Source organism: Mesorhizobium sp. 113-1-2, from assembly GCF_016756475.1.
Lineage (GTDB): Bacteria > Pseudomonadota > Alphaproteobacteria > Rhizobiales > Rhizobiaceae > Mesorhizobium > Mesorhizobium loti_C.
The window spans coordinates 6,098,408-6,121,666 of the sequence record NZ_AP023242.1; the positions used below are offsets into that span (position 1 = coordinate 6,098,408).

17 protein-coding genes and 1 riboswitch are annotated in these 23,259 nt (G+C 63.6%); of the genes, 8 read left to right on the top strand and 9 right to left on the bottom strand.

Annotated features, from left to right (window positions below):
- Positions 1-167: 167 nt before the first annotated feature.
- The 4 genes from JN279_RS29765 to JN279_RS29780 all read right to left on the bottom strand — a co-directional run bounded on the left by JN279_RS29765 (position 168) and on the right by JN279_RS29780 (position 7,364).
- Positions 168-3,308: an efflux RND transporter permease subunit gene (locus JN279_RS29765; RefSeq protein ID WP_202350946.1), complete on the bottom strand. Its 3,141-nt coding sequence runs from the start codon at positions 3,306-3,308 to the stop codon at positions 168-170.
- A gap of 240 nt (positions 3,309-3,548) precedes the next feature.
- On the bottom strand, positions 3,549-4,691 hold the full coding sequence (locus JN279_RS29770; RefSeq protein ID WP_202350947.1) for an efflux RND transporter periplasmic adaptor subunit: 1,143 nt from the start codon (positions 4,689-4,691) through the stop codon (positions 3,549-3,551).
- A 48-nt stretch (positions 4,692-4,739) separates the two neighbouring features.
- Positions 4,740-5,345: a TetR family transcriptional regulator gene (locus JN279_RS29775; RefSeq protein ID WP_096455704.1), complete on the bottom strand. Its 606-nt coding sequence runs from the start codon at positions 5,343-5,345 to the stop codon at positions 4,740-4,742.
- A 378-nt stretch (positions 5,346-5,723) separates the two neighbouring features.
- Positions 5,724-7,364 (bottom strand): acyl-CoA synthetase, encoded by a 1,641-nt coding sequence (locus JN279_RS29780; RefSeq protein WP_202350948.1) that lies wholly within the window; start codon positions 7,362-7,364, stop codon positions 5,724-5,726.
- A gap of 201 nt (positions 7,365-7,565) precedes the next feature.
- On the opposite strand from JN279_RS29780, the gene JN279_RS29785 reads away from it, so the two are divergent.
- Together JN279_RS29785 and JN279_RS29790 are read left to right on the top strand one after the other, a co-directional pair.
- On the top strand, positions 7,566-8,531 hold the full coding sequence (locus tag JN279_RS29785) for a sugar-binding transcriptional regulator (protein WP_202350949.1): 966 nt from the start codon (positions 7,566-7,568) through the stop codon (positions 8,529-8,531).
- Between the two features lie 86 nt (positions 8,532-8,617).
- Positions 8,618-10,672 (top strand): bifunctional aldolase/short-chain dehydrogenase, encoded by a 2,055-nt coding sequence (locus tag JN279_RS29790; protein WP_202350950.1) that lies wholly within the window; start codon positions 8,618-8,620, stop codon positions 10,670-10,672.
- A gap of 66 nt (positions 10,673-10,738) precedes the next feature.
- On the opposite strand, the gene JN279_RS29795 is transcribed toward JN279_RS29790, so the two are convergent.
- The 3 genes from JN279_RS29795 to JN279_RS29805 all read right to left on the bottom strand — a co-directional run bounded on the left by JN279_RS29795 (position 10,739) and on the right by JN279_RS29805 (position 14,427).
- Positions 10,739-11,791 carry a substrate-binding domain-containing protein gene (locus JN279_RS29795; protein WP_202350951.1) on the bottom strand — a complete coding sequence of 351 codons (1,053 nt, stop codon included), beginning with the start codon at positions 11,789-11,791 and terminating at the stop codon, positions 10,739-10,741.
- Between the two features lie 47 nt (positions 11,792-11,838).
- Positions 11,839-12,834, bottom strand: a complete 996-nt coding sequence (locus JN279_RS29800; RefSeq protein WP_096455690.1) for an ABC transporter permease — start codon at positions 12,832-12,834, stop codon at positions 11,839-11,841.
- A gap of 81 nt (positions 12,835-12,915) precedes the next feature.
- Positions 12,916-14,427 (bottom strand): sugar ABC transporter ATP-binding protein, encoded by a 1,512-nt coding sequence (locus tag JN279_RS29805; RefSeq protein WP_202353820.1) that lies wholly within the window; start codon positions 14,425-14,427, stop codon positions 12,916-12,918.
- Between the two features lie 136 nt (positions 14,428-14,563).
- Between JN279_RS29805 and mtnK the strand changes: the two genes are divergently transcribed.
- A complete protein-coding gene (mtnK, locus tag JN279_RS29810) occupies positions 14,564-15,835 on the top strand; it encodes an S-methyl-5-thioribose kinase (protein WP_096458926.1) in 1,272 nt (423 codons plus the stop codon).
- Entirely contained in the window at positions 15,832-16,926 is a 1,095-nt protein-coding gene (mtnA, locus tag JN279_RS29815; RefSeq protein WP_096455686.1) for an S-methyl-5-thioribose-1-phosphate isomerase, read from the top strand. The genes mtnK and mtnA overlap by 4 nt, the downstream gene beginning before the upstream one ends.
- Before the next feature lie 12 nt (positions 16,927-16,938).
- Here mtnA and JN279_RS29820 read toward each other — a convergent pair whose 3' ends face one another.
- The gene (locus JN279_RS29820) at positions 16,939-17,478 is read right to left on the bottom strand and encodes an Lrp/AsnC family transcriptional regulator (RefSeq protein ID WP_096455684.1); all 540 of its coding nucleotides are present in this window, start codon (positions 17,476-17,478) and stop codon (positions 16,939-16,941) included.
- Positions 17,479-17,526: 48 nt separating this feature from the next.
- Between JN279_RS29820 and JN279_RS29825 the strand changes: the two genes are divergently transcribed.
- The 4 genes from JN279_RS29825 (at position 17,527) to dhaL (ending at position 21,238) form a co-directional block, all read left to right on the top strand.
- Positions 17,527-18,702 carry an MFS transporter gene (locus JN279_RS29825; protein ID WP_096455682.1) on the top strand — a complete coding sequence of 392 codons (1,176 nt, stop codon included), beginning with the start codon at positions 17,527-17,529 and terminating at the stop codon, positions 18,700-18,702.
- Between the two features lie 100 nt (positions 18,703-18,802).
- Positions 18,803-18,951: riboswitch (FMN riboswitch) on the top strand.
- Between the two features lie 77 nt (positions 18,952-19,028).
- Positions 19,029-19,502, top strand: coding sequence for a 6,7-dimethyl-8-ribityllumazine synthase (locus JN279_RS29830; RefSeq protein WP_096455680.1), 474 nt, complete (start codon positions 19,029-19,031; stop codon positions 19,500-19,502).
- A 62-nt stretch (positions 19,503-19,564) separates the two neighbouring features.
- Positions 19,565-20,578 carry a dihydroxyacetone kinase subunit DhaK gene (locus JN279_RS29835; protein ID WP_202350952.1) on the top strand — a complete coding sequence of 338 codons (1,014 nt, stop codon included), beginning with the start codon at positions 19,565-19,567 and terminating at the stop codon, positions 20,576-20,578.
- 15 nt (positions 20,579-20,593) lie between these two features.
- Entirely contained in the window at positions 20,594-21,238 is a 645-nt protein-coding gene (gene dhaL / locus JN279_RS29840; protein WP_096455678.1) for a dihydroxyacetone kinase subunit DhaL, read from the top strand.
- On the opposite strand, the gene JN279_RS29845 is transcribed toward dhaL, so the two are convergent.
- On the bottom strand, positions 21,233-23,158 hold the full coding sequence (locus JN279_RS29845) for an autotransporter outer membrane beta-barrel domain-containing protein (protein WP_202350953.1): 1,926 nt from the start codon (positions 23,156-23,158) through the stop codon (positions 21,233-21,235). The two genes, dhaL and JN279_RS29845, sit on opposite strands and share 6 nt — an antisense overlap.
- Between the last annotated feature and the right edge of the window lie 101 nt (positions 23,159-23,259).

Consider the following 23,259-nt stretch of genomic DNA (forward strand, 5'->3'; position numbering starts at 1 on the left):
GAGCGTTACCGCTCCAGTGTAGCGCAGGATGGGACCGCTTTGCGGTGCTGGGAAGGAATTCTGTTTTGCAAAACCGGCACTGCGGAGCATTTTCATCGGCGTGACAACTGGTCCGTCACGCCGCATCATCCGCCATCGCCGGCGGCGGATGATGCGATGTAACCGCTCTATTCCGCGGCCAGGGCCAGTTGCGGCCGCTCGGCGGACAGCTCCGGTTCGGGTGCCTGCTCGCTGTTCACCACCTTCTTCGGCTCGCGGCCGAAGAACAGGGCGTAGCCGGCCGGCAGCACCAGAATGGTCAGCACGGTGGCGACCACGATGCCGCCCATCATGGCGTAGGCCAGCGGGCCCCAGAACACGGCGCGCGAGATCGGGATCAGTGCCAGCACCGCCGTCATCGCCGTCAGCACGATCGGCCGGAAACGGCGTACGGCCGACCCGATGATGGCCTCGGAGCGTTCCATGCCTCTGGCGATGTCCTGGTCGATCTGGTCGACCAGGATGATCGAATTGCGCATGATGATGCCGAGCAGCGCGATGACGCCGAGAATGGCGACGAAGCCGAACGGCGCACCGCTGATCAGAAGGGCGGCGGCCGCCCCGATGATGCCGAGCGGACCGGTTGCCAGCACCAGCATCGCCTTGCCGAAATTCTGCAGCTGGATCATCAGGAGCACGACGATGATGGCCAGCATGATCGGCGCCTTGGCGGCGATGGATGCCTGGCTTTCGGCCGAATCCTCGGCGCCGCCCTGGATCTCGATCTTGTAGCCGGGCGCCAGGCCATCGCGCAGGCCCTGTATGTCCTTGTACATCTTGGTGACGACATCGTTGGACTGCACACCGTCGGGCAACGTTGCCCGCACGCTGATGGTCGGCAGTCGGTCGCGGCGCCACTCGATGCCTTGCTCCAGCACAGGCACCACCTTGGCCACCTGCGACAGCGGCACGAAGCCGCCGAAATCGGTCGGGATATAGACCGAGTCGACCGAGGACAGCAGGCTGCGGCTGGCGTCCGGCTCGCGGGCGACAATGGACACCGTCTCCTCGCCGTCGCGGAAATTGTCGAGCGGCGCGCCGGACATGGTTGCCTGCAGCATCTGGCGGATGCGCTGCGAGGTGACACCGAGCGCCCGGGCACGATCCTGGTCGATCACCAGCTTCATCGCCGGCACGGGTTCGAGCCAGTCGTCATGCACCGCGCCAAGCAGGGGATTCTGTTGGAACTTCGCCTTCACCTGATCGGCAATGCGGCGCACCTCCTGGCGATCGGGACCCATGACGCGCATCTGTACCGGCCAACCCGTCGGCGGCCCGAGGAACAGGCGGTCGACCTTGGCGCGGATCGAGGGGAAATCCTCGGCCAGAACGGTACGCAGCTTGACGATCAGCCGCTCGCGCGCCGGTTCGTCATTGGCCATCACCAGCATCTGGGCAAAGTTCGGATTGGTGAGCTGCTGGTCGAGCGGCAGGAAGAAGCGCGGCGCGCCCTCGCCGATATAGGTGGCGATGAAGCGCTTGTCCTTGTCGTCCATCATCTTGGTTTCGAGCGCCTTGGCCTGCGCCTCGACCTCCTTGATGCTGGTACCTTCCGGGAGCCAGAGATCGACCAGGATTTCCGGCCGTGACGATTGCGGGAAGAAGTTCTGCGGGATGAACTGGAACGCCCACAGGCTGGTGCCGAAAGTCACCAGCGTCATCACAAGCACGATGATGCGATGGCGCACCGCCCAGCCGACGGTCGAGCGCAGCCGACGGTAGAAGCGCGTGTCGAAGGCATCATGATGGGTGCCGGCATGCTTGCGCTGCTTGAGGATCATATGCCCAAGCCACGGCGTGAAATAGACCGCGACGAACCACGACACGATCAGCGCGATGCCGACGACATAGAACAGGGTGCGCACATATTCGCCGGCGGTCGAGGCAGCGAAGCCGACCGGGATGAAGCCGGCGGTGGTGATCAGCGTGCCGGTCAGCATCGGGAAAGCGGTCGATGTATAGGCGAAGCTCGCGGCCTCGATCTTGACCAGCCCCTCCTCCAGCTTGCGCTCCATCATCTCGACGACGATCATGGCGTCGTCGACAAGCAGGCCGAGCGCGATGATCAGAGCGCCCAGCGAAATGCGCTGCAGGTCGATGCCAAGCTCGTACATGATGGCGAAGGTGGCGGCCAGAACCAGCGGAATGGCGATGGCAATGACCAGGCCCGAACGCCAGCCGATCGACAGGAACGAGACGACAAGCACGATCAGCAGCGCTTCACCGAGCGCATGCATGAATTCGGCCACCGCATCGGTGACGACGCCCGGCTGGTCGGAAATCTGGTCGACCGACACGCCATAGGGCAGCGCCTCCTCGAAGCGCTTGTAGGTCGCCTCGACATCCTTGCCGACATCGGTGACCTTGAAGCCCTTGGCCATGACGACGCCAAGCTGCACACTGTCATGACCGTTGAAGCGGTATTTGCGCTGGAAGGGATCTTCGAGCCCCGAGGTCACGGTGGCGATGTCGCCGAGACGGGTGACCTGACCACCGGCACGCAGGCGCAGTTCCCTGATGTCGGCGGCCTTGGTGACGTCGCCTTCGACGGAGATGCGCACCGAATTGACGCCGGTGTCGACGGAACCGGCCGGGTCGACATTGTTCTGGCCCTTGATCGCGTTCTGCAGGTCGGTCAGCGTCAAGCCGCGCTCGGCCAGTGCCTTGGACGAGACGTCGATGTAGAGCTTTTCCGGCTGGTCGCCGATGATGACCGCCTTCTCGACGCCGGGCGTCGTCAACAGCATATCGCGCGCCTGGATGGCGAACTTCTTCAGCTCTGGATAGGAAAAGCCGTCACCGCTGATCGAATGCAGCGTGATGAAGGTATCGCCGAACTCGTCGTTGAAATAGGGGCCGAGCAGGCCTTGCGGCAGGTCGCCGGAGATGTCGCCGACCTTCTTGCGCACCTGATAGAAGGCATCCGTCACCTCCGCGGCGTTGGTGTCGCCCTTGATCTGGACGGTGATGATGGCGCTGCCGGCGCGGGTGAAGGAGCGCACGAAGTCGAGATGCGGCGTTTCCTGCAGCTTGCGCTCGATCTTGTTGACGACCTGGTCCTCCATCTCCTGGATCGAGGAGCCTGGCCAGATCGCCTGCACGACCATGACCCGGAAGGTGAAGTCGGGGTCTTCCTTCTGGCCCATGCGCATCAGGCCGAGCGCGCCGGCGATGATGATCAGCCCAAACAGGAAGCGCGCGATGGAGGGATGGCCGATGGCCCAGCGCGACAGGTTGAAGGGCCGCTTTTCTTCAGTGGAGGTCGTCATCGGTCTGGTCCACTTTGCTGTTTGCCGGCGCCTGATGCTTCGGAGAAGCGCGGCGCGCGAAACGAAATCATCTTCGATCTGGCTTCCGGGCGGCGAGGCCTTCCAAGTGGAGAGACACTCATCGCGGTGGGACGCTAGGATCGATGCGGGGGTACATCGGGCCCTTGACGTCTCGACCTTCGGGGCGCTCGCCGCCCGGAAACCTGCGGCCGCGGGAACGCGCGGCCGACCTGTCTGTTGTCAGCGCAGCCGGCTGGCTTCTTCGCCTTCGGCGGAGGCGGATTGCTGCGCCACGCCGCCGGCGAGCTTCACCTTCAGATTCTCGGTCATGAACTGCGTGCCGGCGGCGACCACGATATCGCCGGGCCTCAATCCTTCGGCGACACGCACGCCATCGGCGGCGAACTCGGCGACCTTGACCGGGCGGGCATGAACGGTGTCGGCACCACGATCGACGGTCCAGACGATCGATTGGCTGTCTTGCTTCGCCAACGCGCTCAGCGGGATCGATACGAGCTGCTTTTCGTTGGCGGCCGAGGCCTCGATATTGGCGGTCATGCCGAGCAGCACGCGCTGGTCGTTGGGCAGGCTGACACGGACGGCGAAGGTGCGCGACTGCGCATCGGCGCTGCCTGCGACCTCACGGACCTTGCCGTCGAGCGTCAGCGTGGTGTCGGACCAGAAGCCGGCCTTGACTGACTTGCCCGGCTTGAACTCGGCGATCTCCATTTCCGGCACCGCGATCAGCACTTCCTTTTCGCCGTCGACGGCAACGGTGACCACAGGCGTGCCGGAGCCGACCACCTGGCCGACATCGGCGTTGACCGCGGTGACGATGCCGTCCCTGTCGGCCTTGAGATCGGTATAGCCGACCTGGTTCTTGGCCTGGTCGAGCGACGAGCGGGCGGAGTCGCGTGTGGCGACCGCCTGGTCATAGGTCAGCGTCGCCTGTTCGAGCTGCGATTTCGGCGAAAAATTCTTGGCGAAAAGCTGCTCGGCGCGCTTGCGCGCAAGCTCCGTCGTCTCGACCTGCCGTTCGGCGGCATCGAGGGCTGCCTGCGCGCTCTTGACCGAGAGGTCGTAGTCGGTGGGATCGATGCGGGCGAGCACATCGCCCGGCGCCACATGCTGGCCGATATCGACCAGACGCTCGGTGATCTTGCCGTTGACGCGGAAAGCCAGGGCGCTTTCGGTGCGGGCACGCACCGAGCCGGAATAGGAGAGCATGCGGGTGTCATGCGCCTGGGCGATCTCGACGACCTTGACCGGGCGGATGATCTCCTTGACCTCGGCCTTCTCCTGGCTGCAGCCGGCAAGCGTGAGCCCTGCAACGACCAAGCCCGCGACCGGCAACCGGCGGATAATGGAATGGCACAAAGACATCGTGGTACTCCCGACTGGAGGCGGACTGTCGACACCGGCGACCGGCGGCTATTTCAAGGCTCTGATGGCGTAGTCGATAAGTTCGTCGGGCATTGCCCGGTTGGTCTTGGCAAGGCACTGCGCCACCATCTGCGGGTGGCAGAGAATGACGGTGGCGGCGCCGAAGCAGCGCGAGGCAACTTCGTGATCCTGCTGCCTGAACTCGCCGGTCTCGACGCCCTCGCGGATCACCTCGGCGAACAGGTCGTGGATGCTGTTGACGTGCTTGTCGATGACGCCCCAGTCGCGTTCGAGCGCGACAATGACCATCTCATGGACCTTTTGCTCATCGAGCATGGTCTCGAGCGTCATCTTGTACTGGGCGTGAATGTAGCGCCGCAGCCGCTCCTCCGCGCTGATCGGCAGGTGCATGATCTCGTAGGCCATCTTGTAGCTGGCGCCGAGCATCCGGCCGCAGACCGCCTGGTGGATTTCGACCTTGGAGGCGAAGAAACGGTAGATGTTGGCCGGCGACATGCCGAGGTCGCGCGCAATGTCGGCAACATTGGTCTTGCCGTAGCCATAGTGTCGGAACAGGCGCTCGGCGCAGTCGAGAATGCGCGTTACATTCTCCTGCCTGGCGGCATCGACCACTATGTTGGCGGCTTCGGACATAGCTCTTTCGTTTGACAAGTGACGAATTTCAATTTTCGTCAGTCGTAAATTGAAGAAGGCGGGATGTCAACGCGAAATCGACGTACGCGTATAATTGGTGACAGATGGTGACAGTGGGCGGGCGCGACAACTGGCCTCGCGATTGGCGACCGGCTCCGGTGAGTTCGTCATCCTAGAGCGAAGCAAGGAGCGTAGCGACCCGGCGCAGATCCCTAGGGCCCATTTCGGGACTTCGGTCAAGAATCTGGTTAATCAATGGTTTACGCCCCTAAGCGGCGAACCATTCTCGACCGCTGGAGCACGGCCGCGAGGTCGCGGCATGGATCCCAGGGTTTCCGCGACGTCGCTTCGCGACTGCTCCACCCAGGGATGACGAGGCTAGGTACCCTTCGCCATTTCCCGCAGCCGGAACTTCTGGATCTTGCCCGTCGACGTCTTCGGTATTTCGGCGAAAATCACCGCTTTCGGCACTTTGAAGCGGGCAAGCAGCGTGCGGCAGTGCTCGATGATCTCGGCCTCGGTCGCCGCCTTGCCCGGCTTCAGCTCGACGTAGGCAACCGGCACCTCGCCCCATTTGTCGTCATGGCGTGCCACCACGCCGCAGGAAGCAACGGACGGATGTTTGTAGAGCGCGTCCTCGACCTCGATCGAGGAAATGTTCTCGCCGCCCGAGATGATGATGTCCTTGGAGCGGTCCTTGAGTTGGATGTAGCCGTCGGGATGCATGACGCCGAGATCGCCGGAATGGAACCAGCCGCCGGTGAAGGCTTCGTCGCTGGCTTTGCGGTTTTTCAGATAGCCCTTCATGACGATGTTGCCGCGGAACATGACCTCGCCGATGGTTTCGCCGTCGGCCGGCGTCGCCTGCATCGTTTCGGGGTCCATGACGGTCAGGCCTTCGAGCGCGGCGTAGCGCACGCCCTGCCTTGCTTTCTTGGCGCTGCGCTCGCCCTTTGCGAGACTGTCCCATTCGCCATGCCATTCGTTGACCACCGCCGGGCCATAGGTTTCGGTCAGGCCATAGAGATGGGTGACGGCAAAGCCGGCGTCGGCCATGCCCGACAGCACGGCTTCCGGCGGCGGCGCGGCCGCGGTGTTGAAGGTCACCGTCTGGGCGAACGTGCGCTTGTCCTCATCCCGGGCGTTGATGAGCACCGACATCACGACCGGCGCGCCGCAGAGATGGGTGACGCCATGGTCGGCGATGGCGTCGTAGATCGGCTTCGGCCGCACCCAGCGCAGGCAGACATGGGTGCCGGCCTGGACGGCCAGCGTCCACGGAAAACACCAGCCATTGCAATGGAACATCGGCAGCGTCCAGAGATAGACCGCATGCTTGGCCATGCCGGCATGGATGGTGTTGGTGTAGGCCATCAGGGCCGCGCCGCGGTGATGGTAGACGACGCCCTTGGGATTGCCCGTCGTGCCGGAGGTGTAGTTGAGCGAGATGGCGTCCCATTCGTCGTCCGGCATTGACCAGGCGAAATCCTCGTCGCCGCCGGCGACAAAATCCTCGTAGTCGAGCGCGCCGATCCGTTGCCCCTTCGGATAGGGTGCGTCGGCGGCGTAGTCGGGATCGTCATAGTCGATGACCAGCGGCTTGACCTTGGCCAGATCGAGCGCCTGCCGGACAACGCCGGAGAATTCACGGTCGACGATCAGCACCTTGGTTTCGGCATGGTCGAGCTGGAAAGCGATGACCGCGGCATCGAGCCGCGTGTTCAGTGAGTGCAGCACCGCCTTGGTCATCGGCACGCCGAAATGCGCCTCCAGCATCGGCGGCGTGTTGGACAGCATGACGGTGACAGTGTCGCCCTTGCCGATGCCGCGCTTTTGCAGCGCCGAGGCGAGCTTCAGCGAGCGGCGCCAGAAATCACGATAGGAGATGCGCTGGCTTCCATGGACGATGGCGATGTGGTCGGGATAGGTCTTTGCCGCGCGTTCCAGATAGGTGAGCGGCGTCAGCGGCTGATGGTTGGCCGCGTTCCTGTCCAGATCCTGTTCGTAAGGGTTGCCCATCCCGTTCTCCCCAAAGTCCTTTCGAGCTTTCTAACCTTAGGTCTCGCGTCAGGCCATCCCCCTGAATGGCCGAAAATACTATGCTATCCAGGCTTTGTAGAATGGCGATCCCGGATGCACCTTGCCGAGAGGCGATCGCGCTCACACATCCAAATTTGACTTTTGTCGAGAGCCGTGACTAATGTCAGCCGAGGAGGCGGCATGGCGATCCGACCGGCAGAACAAATCATTCACAAAGCCGCCTGGCTCTATTATGCGCATGGCCTGCGGCAGGACCAGGTTGCAAGCCAGCTTAACATTTCGCGTGCTTCGGTGGCGATGTATCTGCGCAAGGCGCGCGAGACCGGCATCGTCAACATCTCAACCTCGACCCAGCTGTTCACCGACGACGTGATGGCGCGCAAACTCGAGGACGCCTTGAAACTCGACGCGGTCTGGATCGCGCCGGAGAACGGCCATATCCCCGACCCGTCGACGGATATCGCCGTGCTGGCGGCGAGCGTCTTTCTCGAACTGGTCAAGAAGGGCGACCGCATCGGCGTCGCCTGGGGTCGCACCGTCTACATGATCGCCGACATCATGTCCTATGCCGACCTGCAGGATGTCACGGTGGTCCAGCTCTGCGGCAATCTCGGCGCGCCCTACTCCTATCGGCCAGACCAGTGCACCATGGAAATCGCGCGCCGGCTCAACGCCAAGGGGCTCAATTTCTACGCGCCGCTGGTGCTGTCGACCGAAGAGCTGGCGCGTGCGCTGCGCGCCGAGCCGGTGATCCGTGAGCAGTTGGCCGGCATCAGCGATTGCAACCTCGCGCTTTTTTCGGTCGGTACCGTCGACGCCGACAGCCATGTCGTCAAATGCGGCGCGCTGAACCCGGACGAAATGGCCGCCCTGCGCGGCATCGGTGCCGCCGGCGTGATCGCCGGACAGATCATCGACGCCAGGGGCGAGGCGCTCGACTGCAGCTACAACCGCCGGGTCATTTCGGCCGAACTCGCCTCGCTCGGTGCCATCGAAAAACGCCTGATGGTGGTGCAGGAGGACAGCAAGTTCGAACCGCTGCTGGCGGCACTTGCCGGCGGGCTTTGCACGCATCTGGTGGTCGGCGCGCATATGGCGCAGCGGCTGCTCGATCATGCCGGAGCGGCACCACAAAAAGCATCCTGAAAAGCAACCCTTCGCCGGCGCATTGTCATCAAGGCGTCGCGGCATTCCTGTTTCACCACCCAAGACAGCAACTGGACGAAGCGAACATGAAGAATCTGTGGAACGACGACGCGGCCGAGAAACTCGTCGCCGACTATGCGAAGAAGGGCGTCGGCCGCGACCTCGCGCTGCGCGTCTACACGACGCGGCTCCTTGGCGGCGTGCCGCAGCTGGTCCTGCATGGCGGCGGCAACACCTCCTGCAAGATCAAGGCGACCGACCTTGTCGGCGATGAATGGGATGTGTTGTGCGTCAAGGGCAGCGGCTGGGACATGGCCGTCATCGAGCCGCAAGGCCTGCCGGCGGTCAAGATGGGCGCCCTGCTCAAGGCGCGCGCGCTGGACAAGCTCGCCGACGAGGACATGGTGGCGCTGCAGCGGGCGAACCTCATCGACCCCTCTTCGCCCAACCCGTCGGTCGAGACGCTGCTGCATGCCTTCCTGCCGCACAAATTCGTCGACCACACCCATTCGACCGCCATCCTGGCCATCGTCGACCAGGAAGACTCAAAGCCGCTGGTGAAGACGGTCTTCGGCGAGAAGATGGGCTACGTGCCCTACATCATGCCGGGCTTCGACCTCGCCAAGGCGGCGGCCGACGTTTTCGATGCCGACCCTTCGGTCGAAGGCCTGATCCTCGACAAGCACGGCATCTTCACCTTCGGCGACGATGCCAAACAGGCCTATGACCGGATGATCCACTATGTGAACGTCGCCGAGGACTATGTCGCTAAGAATGCCAAGCCGAAGGCCGCCAAGGCGGCGCTGCCGGCAAAGCTCGCGACGCCGGCTTCCATCGCGCCGATGCTGCGCGGCGCCGTCGCGGTGGCGCGTGGTGAAGGCCGCTTCGACCGCATGATCTCTGATTTCCGCACCTCGGATGCAATTGTCGATTTCATCAATTCGGCCGCGATTGCCGACTATGCCGGACGCGGCGTGTCGACGCCGGATCTGTCGATCCGCATCAAGACCGGGCCGATGGCGGTGCCGGCGCCCGATGCCGACAAGGCCGGTGACTACAAGGCCGTGATCAAGAGCCATGTCGACGCCTTCGCCAAGGAGTATCGCGCCTATTTCGAGACCAATGACGCGCTCGACGACGTCAAGCGCACCATGCTCGACCCGATGCCGCGACTGACGCTGGTGCCGGGGCTTGGCATGTTCGGCCATGGCCGCACGCTGAAGGATGCCAGGATCGCCTCGGACGTTGGCGAGATGTGGATCGAGGCGGTGCGCGGCGCCGAAGCGGTCGGCCGGTTCCATCCGCTGTCCAAGGCCGATTTGTTCCCGCTGGAATACTGGTCGCTCGAACAGGCCAAGCTTGCCTCCAACAAGCCGAAGCCGCTGACCGGTCAGGTTGTGCTGATCACTGGCGGCGCCGGCGCGATCGGTGCGGCGACTGCCAAGTTGTTCGCCGACAATGGCGCCCATGCCGTCGTCGTCGATCTCGATGGCGACAAGGCCGCCGATGCCGCCAAGAAAGCCGGCAACAATTCGATCGGCGTCGCCGCCGACATCACCGACCCGGCACAGGTGCGTGCCGCCTTCGACAAAGCGGTTGCCGTCTTCGGCGGCGTCGACATTCTCGTCTCCAATGCGGGCGCGGCCTGGGAAGGCCGCATCGGCGAGCTCGACGACGCGCTGCTGCGCAAGAGTTTCGAGCTCAATTTCTTCGCCCACCAGTCGGTGGCGCAGAACGCCGTGCGCATCATGCTGGAACAGGGCACCGGCGGCGTGCTGTTGTTCAACACCTCCAAGCAGGCGGTCAATCCTGGCCCGAAATTCGGCGCCTACGGCGTGCCGAAGGCGGCGACTTTGTTCCTGTCCAGGCAATACGCGCTCGACTACGGCGCCCATGGCATCCGCTCGAACGCCGTCAACGCCGACCGCATCCGTTCTGGCATTTTGACCGACGCCATGATCGCCAGCCGCTCCGGGGCGCGCGGCGTGTCGGAGAAGGAATACATGTCCGGCAATCTGCTCGGCCAGGAAGTGACCGCACAGGACGTGGCGCAGGCCTTCCTGCATCACGCGCTGGCCGAACGCACGACCGCCGACGTGACGACGGTCGACGGCGGCAACATCGCGGCGGCGCTGCGGTAAACGTTCCAGCAGACAACAAAAAAGGCGGCTCACGGGCCGCCTTTTTCGTTTGCGCGATGATGAACCTTACTTCGCGTTCGGGTTCGGCATCCAGGCCGGCATGGCGACATCGGCATGGGCGAACTGCGGCAGCTTGGCCGACAGGTCTTCCATATTCTTGATGTCCTTGTCGATCAGCTCCTTCTGGGTGATCAGCGTCGGCGGCACGATGACGTTGTGACCGGGGTCTTCACCGGCGAGCAGTTGTGCCAGAGCGCGCACCGAGACCTGGCCGACGACGGCCGGGTTGGTCGCGGCGGTCGCAGCCCAGGCGCTGTCGGGCTCGCGCATCGCCGATATGTCCGAGGTCGAGATGTCGGCCGAATAGATCTTGATGCCCTTGTTCAGGCCGGCTTCGTCGACGGCGATCTTCACGCCCTTGGCAAACTCGTCATAGGGGGCGAACATCACCTTAATATCGGGATGGGCCGACAGCACCGAACGCGCCTGGTTGGCGACGGAGTTGGCGATCGGGTTGTCGAGCGTGCCGAACATCGCGACTTCCTTGATGCCGGCATATTTTTTCTTCACGTCGACCCAGGTCTCGTTGCGGCGGTCGAGCGGCGCGATGCCGGCGACGTAGACGTAGCCGGCGTTCCAGCTCTCGCCATTGTCCTTGACCGCCTGCTCGAGCGCCAGGCGCGCCAGGTCTTTATCCGACTGTTCGATCTGCGGGATCTTGGGGTTTTCGACATTGACGTCGAACGCCACCACCTTGATGCCGGCGTCGACCGCGCGCTGGGCGGCGTCCTTCATCGATTCCGTCAGGCCGTGCTGGATAATGATGCCCTGCACGCCAAGCGCGATGGCCTGGTCGACCATGTCGGACTGGAGCGCTGCGTCCTGGCGGCTGTCGAGCACGCGCAGGTCGATGCCGAGCGCCTTCGACTGCGCCTCGACGCCCGAGAGATAGGCCTGGAAGAAGTCGCCGGTCGAGAGATAACGCACCAACGCGATCTTGACGCCGGGCTTGTCGAACGGTGCCGGCTTGTCGGCGGCCAGCGCGGGGAACTGCATCAGCATGGTTGCGCCGGCCAATCCGAGCGCCACCTTCCCCAGAAGTCTTCTTGTGATGTTCACTTGTTTTCCTCCACTCTTGTTGAACTCAAAATCCTGTCCGGTCGAGACTACCCCCTGCCCCTGCCCGAAAGGGCAAAGGTGAAGACAAGGGCGACGACCAGAACCACGCCCTTAACGAAATCCTGCGTGTAATAAGGCGCGTTCATCATCGTCAGGCCCTGCAGCAAGATGCCAACGAACAGCGCTCCGACGGCAGTGCCGAAGGCGTTCGGCTTGGCGGCACCCAGCACCGCGTAGCCGATCAGCGCCGCGGCAACCGCATCGAGCAGCAGATTGTTGCCCGAGGCGATGTCGCCGCGCCCGAGCCGGGCGGCGAGCAAGATGCCGCCGATCGAGGCGAAGACGCCTGAAATGACGTAGGCCCAGATCTTGTATGCCTTGACCGGCGCGCCGGCGAGTTCGGCGGCGCGCTCGTTGGAGCCGACCGCATACATCATGCGGCCGAAGCGGGTATATTCGAGGAAGAACCAGATCAGCACGGCCAGCACCAGCAGCACGACAACCGACACCGGAATGAGGTTCGGGATGAAGAAGTCGAAGCGGTGGCGGCCAAGCGCCAGGAAGGCGTCGCCGAACTTGCCATTGGCGACCGAGCCGTCCGGCATCGTCATGCCGGTGGCGATCGAACGGCCTTCGGTCGGGATGCGCTGCAGGCCGACCAGCAGGAACATCATGCCGAGCGTCGCCAGGAGATCGGGCACGCGCATATAGACGATCAGCCAGCCATTGATCAGGCCGACCACGGCACCGATGAGCAGGCAGACGACGACGGCGACGACCGCATTCTGCTCCAGCACCACCATGACATAGGCAGCCGCCATCATGGCGGATGTGGCGACCGAGCCGATCGACAGGTCGAAGCCGCCGACGACCAGCGTGGCGGTGACGCCGAGCGCCAGCACGCCGGTGATGGCGACCGACTGGAAGATGAAGACGGCACTTTGCGGCGAGACGAACCCATCGGCGGCGATCGCGAAATAGGCGACCAGCCCGAACAACAGGACAATGAAACCGTAGCGGATGGCGTAGTCGCGCAACGTCATTCAGCGCACCCCAGCGCCGCTGCCCATTTTACCCAACTCGAACCCATAGTCTCTCCATTCCAATTCTATCCGCTGCCACGCTCAGGCGGCGCTGTGCAGCGGCCCACCGGCGACCTCGGCCAGCAAGCGGTCGAGATCGACATCAGCGTTGCGGTGTTCACCGACGATCGTGTGTTCCGACATCACCAAAATGCGGTCGGCCGTCTCCAGCGCCTCGTCGAGTTCGGTGACAAACAAAAGCGTCGCGCGGCCATTGGCGCTTGCCCTCAGCTTGGCGGCGATGTCGCGCCTGGCCGAAATGTCGACGCCCTGAAACGGCTCGTCGAGAATGAACAGCGCGGCATTCTGCGCCATCCAGCGGGCGACCATGACCTTCTGCTGGTTGCCGCCGGACAGGGCCGACATCTCGTCCTTCTCGGAGCGGCAGACGATGTTGAGTTCCTCGATCTGCCGGCGCGCTGTGGCGCGTTCGAGGCGGCGCTTGAGCACCCCCAGATTCGACATGCGCTTGAGGAATGGCAGGCTGACATTGCGCTCGATGTTGAAGCCGCCGACGATGCCGCTGGTGGCGCGATCCTTGGCGACAAGGAACACGCCGGCGGCGATTGCATCGCCCGCCGAGCGCGGCGCATAGGGCTTGCCGTTCATCGTCATGGCGCCGGCGAGCGGCTTGCGCACGCCGAACAGCGTTTCGGCAAGTGCCGTCTTGCCGACACCGACGAGGCCGGTGATGGCGACGACCTCGCCATCGCCAAGCGTCAGCGAAATCGGCCTGGCGCCCTGCGCGATTCGCAGGCCTTCGACCGTCAGGACCGGTTTGGCGGAACTCCGGGCAACGATCTGGTCGAGATGGATCTTGCGACCGAGCATGGCGTTGACCGCGCCTTCATAGTCGAGCGGCTTGGTGTCGAAGACACCGGAGATGACACCGTCACGCATCGAGACGATGCGATCGGCAAGCCGCCTGATGTCAGACATACGATGCGAGATGTAGAGGATCGCCACGCCTTGCTCGCGCAGCCGGTCGACCAGCGCGAACAGCCGGTCGGCCTCGGCGCTGGAGAGCGAGGAGGTCGGTTCGTCGAGGATCAGCACTTTCGGCTGATGCGCCAGTGCACGCGCGATCGCCACCATCCGGCGATCGGCCAGCGAAAGGTCGTTGACGCGGGCCTTGAGATCGATGGCCAGACCCATGCGGTCGGCGACGGCCTTGGCCTCGCGGCGCACGCGGGCCGGATTGAACAGGGTCGGCACGCCCTTGCCGCTCAGCCTATCGAGCGTCAGATTGGTGGCGACATCGAGGTCGGCCACGACACCGTCATTGATGTTCTGGTGCACGGTGACGACACCGGCGCGGATCGCCTCCGCCGGCGTGTTCGGCGCGAAGTCCTGGTCGGCAAGCGTCATGGTGCCGCCGCCGCGCTCGTAGACGCCACTGATGATCTTGACGAGGGTGGATTTGCCGGCGCCGTTGGCGCCCATCAGCACGGTGACTTCGCCGGAATGCAGCTCGAGCGAGATGCCGCCAAGCACCTCGTTGCGGCCAAAGGATTTCCTCAGTCCCTCTACACGGAACACGGCATTGCCGACCATGCGTTCCTCCCTGACCATGACGCTATGGGCTATGTCGGCAATTGTCAACACGATTGACAATTGCCAGATCGCTTCCTAGCTTGGCCCGGCCGCCATGCCTCCGTTATGTTCGGAGCGCATAAGCGAGAGGATGACGATGACTGGGAAATTGCCGTTCGAAGCACTGTCGGTGGAGACGCTTGCAACGCGCCTCGGAGCGAACGAGGCGCTGTGCGCCAAGATCGGCCGGGACACCACACACTGGAAGGTCCGCGAGGTCGGCGACGGCAATCTGAACCTCGTCTTCATCGTCGAAGGCGCCAGTGGTGCGGCTGTGATCAAGCAGGCCTTGCCCTATGTCCGCCTGGTCGGCGACAGCTGGCCGCTGCCGCTGAAGCGCTCCTTCTTCGAATATCATGCGCTGACCAGGCAAGAGGCGCGCGCACCCGGCTCCGTGCCGGCAATCTATTACTTCGATGAAGGCCAGGCGCTGATCATCATGGAGTATCTGGCGCCGCCGCATATCATTCTCAGGCGCGCCCTGATCGAGGGACGCCAGCTGCCGAACATCGCCAGGGATATCGGCCTGTTCATGGCCCGCACTTTGTTTCGTGGTTCCGACCTGTCGATGGTGACCAAGGATCGCAAGGCCGATCTGGCGCTGTTCGCCGACAATGTCGACCTCTGCGACATCACCGAGAACCTGGTGTTTTCCGATCCCTATTTCGACGCCAAGATGAACCGGCATACGCCGCAGCTCGACGGCCTCGTCACCGAACTGCGCGCCGACCGCGACCTCAAGGTCGAGGCGCAACGGCTGAAGCACATCTTCGCCGCCAATGCCGAAACGCTGCTGCATGGCGATTTGCATTCCGGTTCGATCATGGTCACCGACCAGGAGACCCGGATGATCGATCCGGAGTTCGCCTTCTACGGACCGATGGCGTTCGATGTCGGCATGCTGCTCGCCAATTTCTGGATGTCCTTCTTCTCACAGCGCGGACACGAACAGGAGGGCAAACGCGATGCTATGCGTGCCTATCTGCTTGGGGTCACCGCAGAGACATGGATGGTGTTCCGCGCCGAGTTCTCGCATCTGTGGCGCAGCGAGCGCACCGGTATGCTCTATCAAAAAAGCCTGTTCGAGGATCAGGGCGACAGGCTGGGTGCGGAACAGGCGCTCGACCATGTACTGCACCAGATCTGGACCGATCTGCTCGGCTTTGCCGGCATTGAGGTGCATCGGCGCATCCTCGGCCTCGCCCACAATGCCGATTTCGAGACCATCGCCGACGAGGATCTGCGCGCCTCCTGCGAGGCGAAGGCGCTGAAATTCGGCCGTCACATCGCCGTCAACCGGCGCCAGATTCACAGCATCGACGAGGTCAACACCCTGGCCGCGTTGATCGAACAGGAGAGCAGCATTTGAACGTCGGCGAGCGCCACTATCGCACCATCTGGCTGAGCGACGACGGACGTTCGGTTGAGATCATCGACCAGCGCTGGCTGCCGCATGATTTCCGCATCGAGACGATCCGCACTGTCACCGGCATTGCCACGGCGATCCGCGACATGTGGGTGCGCGGCGCGCCGCTGATCGGCGTCACGGCGGCCTATGGCGTCGCCATGCAGATGGCGGACGATCCGTCCGACGCGGCGCTCGATGCCGTCTGGGAGACGCTGCACGAGACGCGCCCGACGGCGATCAATCTGCGGTGGGCGCTTGATGAGATGCGGCGCTTCCTCAAGCCGCTGCCGACAGCACAACGCGCCGCGGCCGCCTATCGGCGGGCGGCCGAGATCGCCGACGAGGATGTCGGGCTGAATCGCGCCATCGGCGAGAATGGTCTCGCCATCATCAAGGCGATCGCCGCCCGCAAGCAGCCCGGCGAGACCGTCAACATTCTCACCCATTGCAACGCGGGCTGGCTGGCGACCGTCGACTACGGCACCGCCACCGCGCCGATCTATCTGGCAACGGAAGCCGGCATCCCGGTCCACGTCTATGTCGACGAGACGCGGCCGCGCAATCAGGGTGCTCAGCTCACCGCCTGGGAGATGGCCGGCCACGGCGTGCCGCACACGCTCATCGTCGACAATGCCGGTGGCCATCTCATGCAGCGCGGCGCGATCGACATGGTCATCGTCGGCACCGACCGGACCACCGCCGACGGCGATGTCTGCAACAAGATCGGCACCTATTTGAAGGCGCTCGCCGCCGCCGACAATGATGTGCCGTTCTATGTCGCGCTGCCCTCGCCGACCATCGACTGGACGGTGCATGATGGGCTGAACGAGATTCCGATCGAGCAGCGTTCGGCCGACGAGGTCTCGCTGGTGTGGGGCAAGACCGCCGATGGCGAAATCGCCCAGGTGCGAATCTCACCCGAAGCGACGCCGGCCGCGAACCCGGCTTTCGACGTGACCCCGGCGCGACTGGTGACCGGGCTGATCACCGAACGCGGCGTCGCCAAAGCCTCGCGCGAGGGCTTGAAGGCGATGTTCCCGGAGCGCGGATAGCGCCGATGCCGGTTAATACAGCGGCTTGCTCATGTGGTTGGGCGTCGGCCACGTCTCGGTGACGCCAGGCTGCACCGGACGCTCGAGATAGGTCGACAGCACCACATAGCTGCGGGTCGAGGTGACGCCGGGCGTTTCGTAGAGGCGCGCGAGCAGGCCTTCCAGCGCTCTCGTATCTTCGGTGCGGACCTTCAGCAACATGCAGGTGTCACCGGCGACGGTGTGGATCTCCTCGACTTCCGGATACTGCGAAACCGCCATCAGCTCCGGGGTCTTGCCCCAGCCCCTGGTGTCGATGTGCACGAAGGCGAGCAGCGGTTTCTTCACCGCCTTGGGGTCGATGATGGCCATGGTGCCGCGAATGGCACCGCTGCGCCGAAGGCGCTTGACCCGTTCATGGGCGGCTGGCGGCGAGAGGCCGACCCGATCGCCGAGTTCGGCATAGCTGACCGTGGCGTCGTCGACGAGAACGCCTAATATTTTTCGGTCAATCGCGTCGACATCGCGGGGTGCCGGCGTGTTCCGCGGAATGGTATCTGTTTCTTCATCCATATCGACAATCCCGATTGCCACAGAATTTAATACGGCCATTATGATGATATGTCGAACAGCAATCAAGCCACAGCGCTACAAGCCGATGCCAGGCCGCCGATCCCGGCCCTCGCCTATCTGTTGACCGGATGCATCGCCGTGATCGGCTCGAATTCGCTGGTGCTGGGGCCGATAGCTCCGGCCGTGGCCGCGTCCTTCGAAAGCAGCGTGCCGACCGTCATGATCGCGGCGGCCGCCTTTGGCCTCGGAACCTCGGCGAGCGCCCTGTTCCTGGCCCGCTATATAGACCGGCTCGGCGCCCGCCGGATGCTGCAAGGGGCATTGCTGTTGCTGGCCATTGCCCTGGCTGCCAGTGCGGCCGCACCGATCCTGATCATGCTGGTCGCGGCCCAGCTGGTCGCCGGCATCGCCGCCGGCGTCGCCATGCCCGCGATCTATGCCAGTTCGGCGGCGATCGCGCCGCCCGGCCGCGAAAGCGGCACCATCGGCGTCGTATTGACCGGATGGACGCTCAGCATGGTGGCCGGCGTCTCGCTGTCGGCCGTGCTTGCCGACCTCGTGCACTGGCGCGCCGTCTTCGCAGCCGTCGCGGTGCTTGCAATGCTGGCGCTGGCCAGCCTCACCATGACGTCGCTGAGCGACGTCAGGAAGAGCGGCCCGGCACCCACACCGCTGGCGGCGCTCAGCATTCCCGGCATTGTGCCGCTTCTGATTGCCTGTGCGGCCTTCATGACCGCCTTCTACGGGGTCTACGGCTATCTCGGCGATCACCTTCACACTGGGCTGGGCAAGCCGGTAAGCGCCAATGGCTGGGCCGCACTCGCCTATGGCATCGGTTTCGGCACGGCTGCTCTGCTCGATGGCGTGATCGACCGGCTTGGTGCGCGGCGCGTCATGCCGTTCGCCTATCTTCTTGTCGCCGCCGTCTATGTCGCCATTGCCGCGACGACTGACAGTTTCGGCCTGACGCTGGCCATGGTGGCAGTGTGGGGACTTGCCAATCATTTCGGATTGAATGTCCTGGTGATGCGCCTCTCCGCGCTCGATCCCTCACGGCGCGGCACGATCATGGGCCTGAACAGCTCGGTGACCTATCTGGCGGTCTTTATCGGCACCACCGGCTTCGGGCCGATCTATTCCAGCTTCGGCTTTGCCATCTGCGCGATGGTTGCGGCACTGCTGATGCTGGTTGCCGCGGCGGCAGCGGCGTGGCGCACACGATAAAGCGGTTTTTCGCGCCATTGCTCCAGTCGACAGAACGTGATTGGCCACCGGCCTGTCATGCGGTTGACAGCCGCGCCCTGCCCTTTCATACAAGCCGCGTTAATGTTCTCAGGGCGGGGTGAAAGTCCCCACCGGCGGTAAGGGCCTCAAGCCCAAGCCCGCGAGCGCTTTCCAGGACAATTGGAAAGGTCAGCAGATCCGGTGTGATTCCGGAGCCGACGGTTAGAGTCCGGATGAAAGAGAACGAAACGGAAAACGGACCGCCTTGGCGGGACGGATTTCGTATCGTGCGTCCTGATTCTGGTTCGAAACGGAAGGATGGACCCATGAATCAGCATTCCCACAAAGACTATGAAACTGTTCGCATCGCCGTCATTCGCGCGCGCTGGCATGCGGATATCGTCGACCAGTGCGTGCACGCCTTCGAGGCGGAACTGGCGGCCGTCGGAGGCGACCGCTTCGCCGTCGATGTCTTCGACGTGCCCGGCGCCTACGAAATCCCGCTGCACGCCAAGACCCTGGGGGGAACCGGCCGCTATGCCGCGATCCTCGGCACGGCGTTCGTCGTCAATGGCGGCATCTACCGGCATGAGTTCGTCGCCAGCGCCGTCATCGACGGCATGATGAACGTGCAGCTGTCGACCGGCGTTCCGGTGCTTTCGGCGGTGCTGACGCCGCACAACTACCACGACAGCGCCGAGCACCATCGCTTCTTCTTCGAGCACTTCACCGTCAAGGGCAAGGAAGCGGCCAAGGCCTGCGTGGAAATTCTCGCCGCCCGGGAAAAGATCGCGGCATGAAATCTTCCCGGCCGGGTGGAAATCGCGATAACACTCGGTAGTATTTGCGAAAAGTCGGGAGGATGCCGGTGCAGACCAAGAAGATCATCAATGACGGCAACCGTGCCGTCGACGAGATGCTCGAAGGGATCCTCTCCGCGCATCCTCGCCATCTCAGGAGCGTGGACGGCAGCCCGCGCTCGATCATCGCCCGTGACGGGCCACGGCCCGGCAAGGTCGGCCTCGTCATCGGCGGCGGTTCCGGCCATGAGCCGACCTTTCTCGGCTTTGTCGGCAAGGGACTGGCGGACGCGGCGGCTATCGGCAACGTCTTCGCCTCGCCGCCGCCCGATCCGATCCTGGAATGCGCCAAGGCCGTCAGCGGCGGCGCCGGTGTGCTGTTCATGTACGGCAACTATGCCGGCGACGTGATGAATTTCGACATGGCGGCCGAAATGGCAGCGATGGACGACATCGAGGTGCGCACCGTGCTGACCACCGACGACGTCGCCTCGGCACCGCGCGACCAGCGGCAGAAGCGCCGTGGTGTCGCCGGCAATTTCTTCATCTTCAAGGCGGCCGGTGCGGCCTGCGACCGCATGCTCTCCCTGGACGAGGTCGAACGCATCGCGCGCAAAGCCAACGACCACACTTTCACCATGGGCGTCGCGCTGTCGCCCTGCTCGCTACCGCAGACAAGGTGGCCGAATTTCGAGATCGGCGCCGACGAGATGGAGATCGGCATGGGCATCCATGGCGAACCCGGCATCGCCCGCGGCAAGCTCAGGACCGCCGACGAAATCACCGACGAGATGCTGGACAAGATTTTTGCCGAGATGGCGCCGAAGCGCGGCGACAAGGTCGCGGTGCTGGTCAATTCACTCGGCTCGACGCCGCTGATGGAACTCTACATCATGAACCGGCGGGTCAAGCAGCGGCTCGATGACATCGGTGTTTCCATCCACGCGACCTGGGTCGGCAATTACTGCACGTCGCTGGAAATGGCCGGCGCCTCGGTGACGCTTTTTCATCTCGATGAGGAATTGCAGACCATGCTCGACCACCCCTGTGATTGCGGGATGTTCCGTGCCGGCTGACGAAGGAGCGTTCCCGTGACCATCGACGCCGCTGACCTGAAAAGAATGTTCGATACGATCGCGGTGGCGATCGAGGCCGACCGGGACAGGCTCTGCCAGCTCGACGGCGTCATTGGCGACGCCGATCACGGCATCGCCATGGCGCTCGGCTTCGGCGCGGTGCGCGATGCGCTGGCCTCGCTCGACCTTGTGGCGACCGAACCGACGGCGCTGCTCAACACGGCGGCGAAGTCATTCCTCAATGCCGTTGGCGCTTCGTCAGGCCCGCTCTATGCGACGGCCTTCATGCGCGGCGGCGCCGCCGTCAAGGGCAAGGCGACGCTGGCAGAGGCGGACTTCATCGCTTTGTTCCAGGCCATGGCGCAAGGCATCAAGGATCGCGGCAAGGCGGAGCCGGGCGAAAAGACGATGGTCGATGCCTGGCAACCGGCGGCCGAAGCGGCCGCCGCGGCCTGTGCAGCCGGCAAGACCCTGGCTCAGAGCCTCGAGGCGGCCCTTGCCGCCGCCGAGTCCGGTGCTGAAGCGACCAAGGAGATGATCGCCGCCAAAGGCCGCTCCTCGCGGCTCGGCGAGCGATCACTCGGACACATGGACCCGGGCGCGGCATCGGCCGTCACGGTCATCGGCGCGATGCGCAAGGGTCTGGCTTCGGATCTATAGCTTCAAATCGAAACTGACCTTGAAGGCATGTCCCTGGGCGTCCTTGGCGATCTGCCCGGAATAGGACGCGCCGAGCGTCGCGTTGGACGACAGGGAGACATCCAGTCCGGCTTCGACCGCAAGCGCGTCCTTCGCAATCGGCACCCCCGAGATGGTGAAGGATGCCCCGGTATTGAAGGCCAGACCGGAAGTTGGATCGACGTCGCCATAGGCGTGCTGCCACCCCAGCATGCCGTGCAGGGCGGTCTTGGTCGTCCCTGCGTCGAACTGGGTCGAAGCGCGAACGCCAAATGTCGAGAAGGTGTTTTCGGTCGTCGTCTTCTGTGCGGTGAGCGCCGAAGTCGCGCCGCCGGTCTCGGCAAAGCCGTCGGTGTTCAGATGGACATAAGCGAGGTTGGCGAAGGGTTCGAAGGCATTGCGGCCGATGTCGAACCGGTAGGCCAGTTCGCTGAAAGCCTGCGCCGTCGCGGCATTGTAGTCGGCGGAGAGCTGTTCGCTGAAGGCGGGGAAGACGACACTGCGCCTGGTCTCGATGTCATGCCAGCCATAGATCGCCCCGGCGCGGAAACCGAACTGGCCTAATTGCGTGCCGGCATAGAGACCGAGATTGTAGTTGTCGCTCGAGCCGGATGACGCGCGGTCGGTGACATCGAAATTCGAATGGCTGTAGCCGCCGAGCACACCGAGCCGCCAGTTTCCGACCGGTGCGTCGGCGCCGCCGATGAATCCTGCCGTGTTGCGGCCGAAGGCAGCGGCATCGCCGGAGCCGTTCGTATTGCCCGTCATTGCCAGTGCCTGGCTCCAGATCACGATGCCATCGGCATTAGAGGGCGCGGCGTGCATGCCTTCGGTGTCGATACTGGCGGTTGTCAGAACGGGCGCGGAGACCGCATCGAAGGCGGAGCGAATCCGGCTGTTGGCGGCATCCCGCGCGAAGCGGCTGTCCTCGACAAGCGCGCCATTGATATCAGCGTGGATCTCGCCGGAGAGCGCGTTGCCATAGGGGCGCAGATAACGGTAAAAGCCGACGGCCTCCTCGTTGGGATTGTCCTCCAGCGCTTCCCGATTGAGGATGTACATCGACCAGCCATCCTTCGTCTGGTTGAAGGAAAGCCCTTCGACCTCCTGCTCGCGATCGATCTTCAGGTTGCCGAGATTCTCGACCTCGCCGGTGTTGAGGTTCGCCCGGTAAATGATCTTGCCGTCATTGTCGGTCGAAAAATACATCCAGCCGTCGAGCAGCTTGCCGCCCTGTGCCTGGTCGATGGTTTGCGTCAGCGGGATGTATTCCTTGAAGCTCCAGTCCGACAGATTGTAGACCGCTATCTCCGTCGCGTTCTCATAGGCCATGCCGTAGCCCAGGCCGTTCTTGGCGTCGACGGCCACCCAGCTGGCGATGTCATGGATGCCGTGAGGCGGATTGAGTGAAAAGGCCTGGCCGGTGAAGCTCATGTCACTCGCGCGATACACCGCGAAAACCGGGTTTTCGTACTTGCCGCCGGTGACGGGGTCACGCTGGCTCGAATCCAGCGAGATGTAGAGAAGACCGTCGGCATAATCGATGTCGCCGATATGGTTCAGGCCGATGTCGGAATATTGGGACGGAAGCTTGAGGGCATCGGGAATGGCGGGCGAGACCCGCAGCGACGGATTGTAGTTCCTGTCCGTGCGCTCGAGAATATTGGTGCCGGAGAAGTACCAGTTCGTACCGTCCGTCGTCACGCCCTGCTGCTTTGAGGATATGGCGCTGCCGGTGAAGGTCGTCTTCTCGACCATGATCCAGGGCTCGACGGCAAGCGCCGGCACCGATGTCATGGCAAGCGCGCTGGACACAAAGATGCAGGTGCTAATGGTTTTCGGAATGAGAGCCGTTCCCTTCAGGGCGGCTTTGCTGGCGTGGTCAGTCATCTTGGGAGACATTTCTGGCTCGTTCCTGTTGGTGTTTATGATCGACGGCTCGACGCGCACGACATCGACCAACGACGGTTGCGGCCGTCGGCGATGGCAAGACTCGAGATTTT

Bases quoted from the DNA above. Each gene is read 5' to 3' on its own strand.
- JN279_RS29845 (WP_202350953.1), bottom strand. From the start codon at position 23,158: ATGTCTCCCAAGATGACTGACCACGCCAGCAAAGCCGCCCTGAAGGGA.
- JN279_RS29780 (WP_202350948.1), bottom strand. From the start codon at position 7,364: ATGGGCAACCCTTACGAACAGGATCTGGACAGGAACGCGGCCAACCAT.
- JN279_RS29825 (WP_096455682.1), top strand. From the start codon at position 17,527: ATGTCGAACAGCAATCAAGCCACAGCGCTACAAGCCGATGCCAGGCCG.
- JN279_RS29765 (WP_202350946.1), bottom strand. From the start codon at position 3,308: ATGACGACCTCCACTGAAGAAAAGCGGCCCTTCAACCTGTCGCGCTGG.
- JN279_RS29835 (WP_202350952.1), top strand. From the start codon at position 19,565: ATGCCGGTGCAGACCAAGAAGATCATCAATGACGGCAACCGTGCCGTC.
- JN279_RS29820 (WP_096455684.1), bottom strand. From the start codon at position 17,478: ATGGATGAAGAAACAGATACCATTCCGCGGAACACGCCGGCACCCCGC.
- JN279_RS29790 (WP_202350950.1), top strand. From the start codon at position 8,618: ATGAAGAATCTGTGGAACGACGACGCGGCCGAGAAACTCGTCGCCGAC.
- mtnK (WP_096458926.1), top strand. From the start codon at position 14,564: ATGACTGGGAAATTGCCGTTCGAAGCACTGTCGGTGGAGACGCTTGCA.
- JN279_RS29805 (WP_202353820.1), bottom strand. From the start codon at position 14,427: ATGGTCGGCAATGCCGTGTTCCGTGTAGAGGGACTGAGGAAATCCTTT.
- JN279_RS29830 (WP_096455680.1), top strand. From the start codon at position 19,029: ATGAATCAGCATTCCCACAAAGACTATGAAACTGTTCGCATCGCCGTC.
- JN279_RS29775 (WP_096455704.1), bottom strand. From the start codon at position 5,345: ATGTCCGAAGCCGCCAACATAGTGGTCGATGCCGCCAGGCAGGAGAAT.
- JN279_RS29770 (WP_202350947.1), bottom strand. From the start codon at position 4,691: ATGTCTTTGTGCCATTCCATTATCCGCCGGTTGCCGGTCGCGGGCTTG.
- JN279_RS29785 (WP_202350949.1), top strand. From the start codon at position 7,566: ATGGCGATCCGACCGGCAGAACAAATCATTCACAAAGCCGCCTGGCTC.
- JN279_RS29800 (WP_096455690.1), bottom strand. From the start codon at position 12,834: ATGACGTTGCGCGACTACGCCATCCGCTACGGTTTCATTGTCCTGTTG.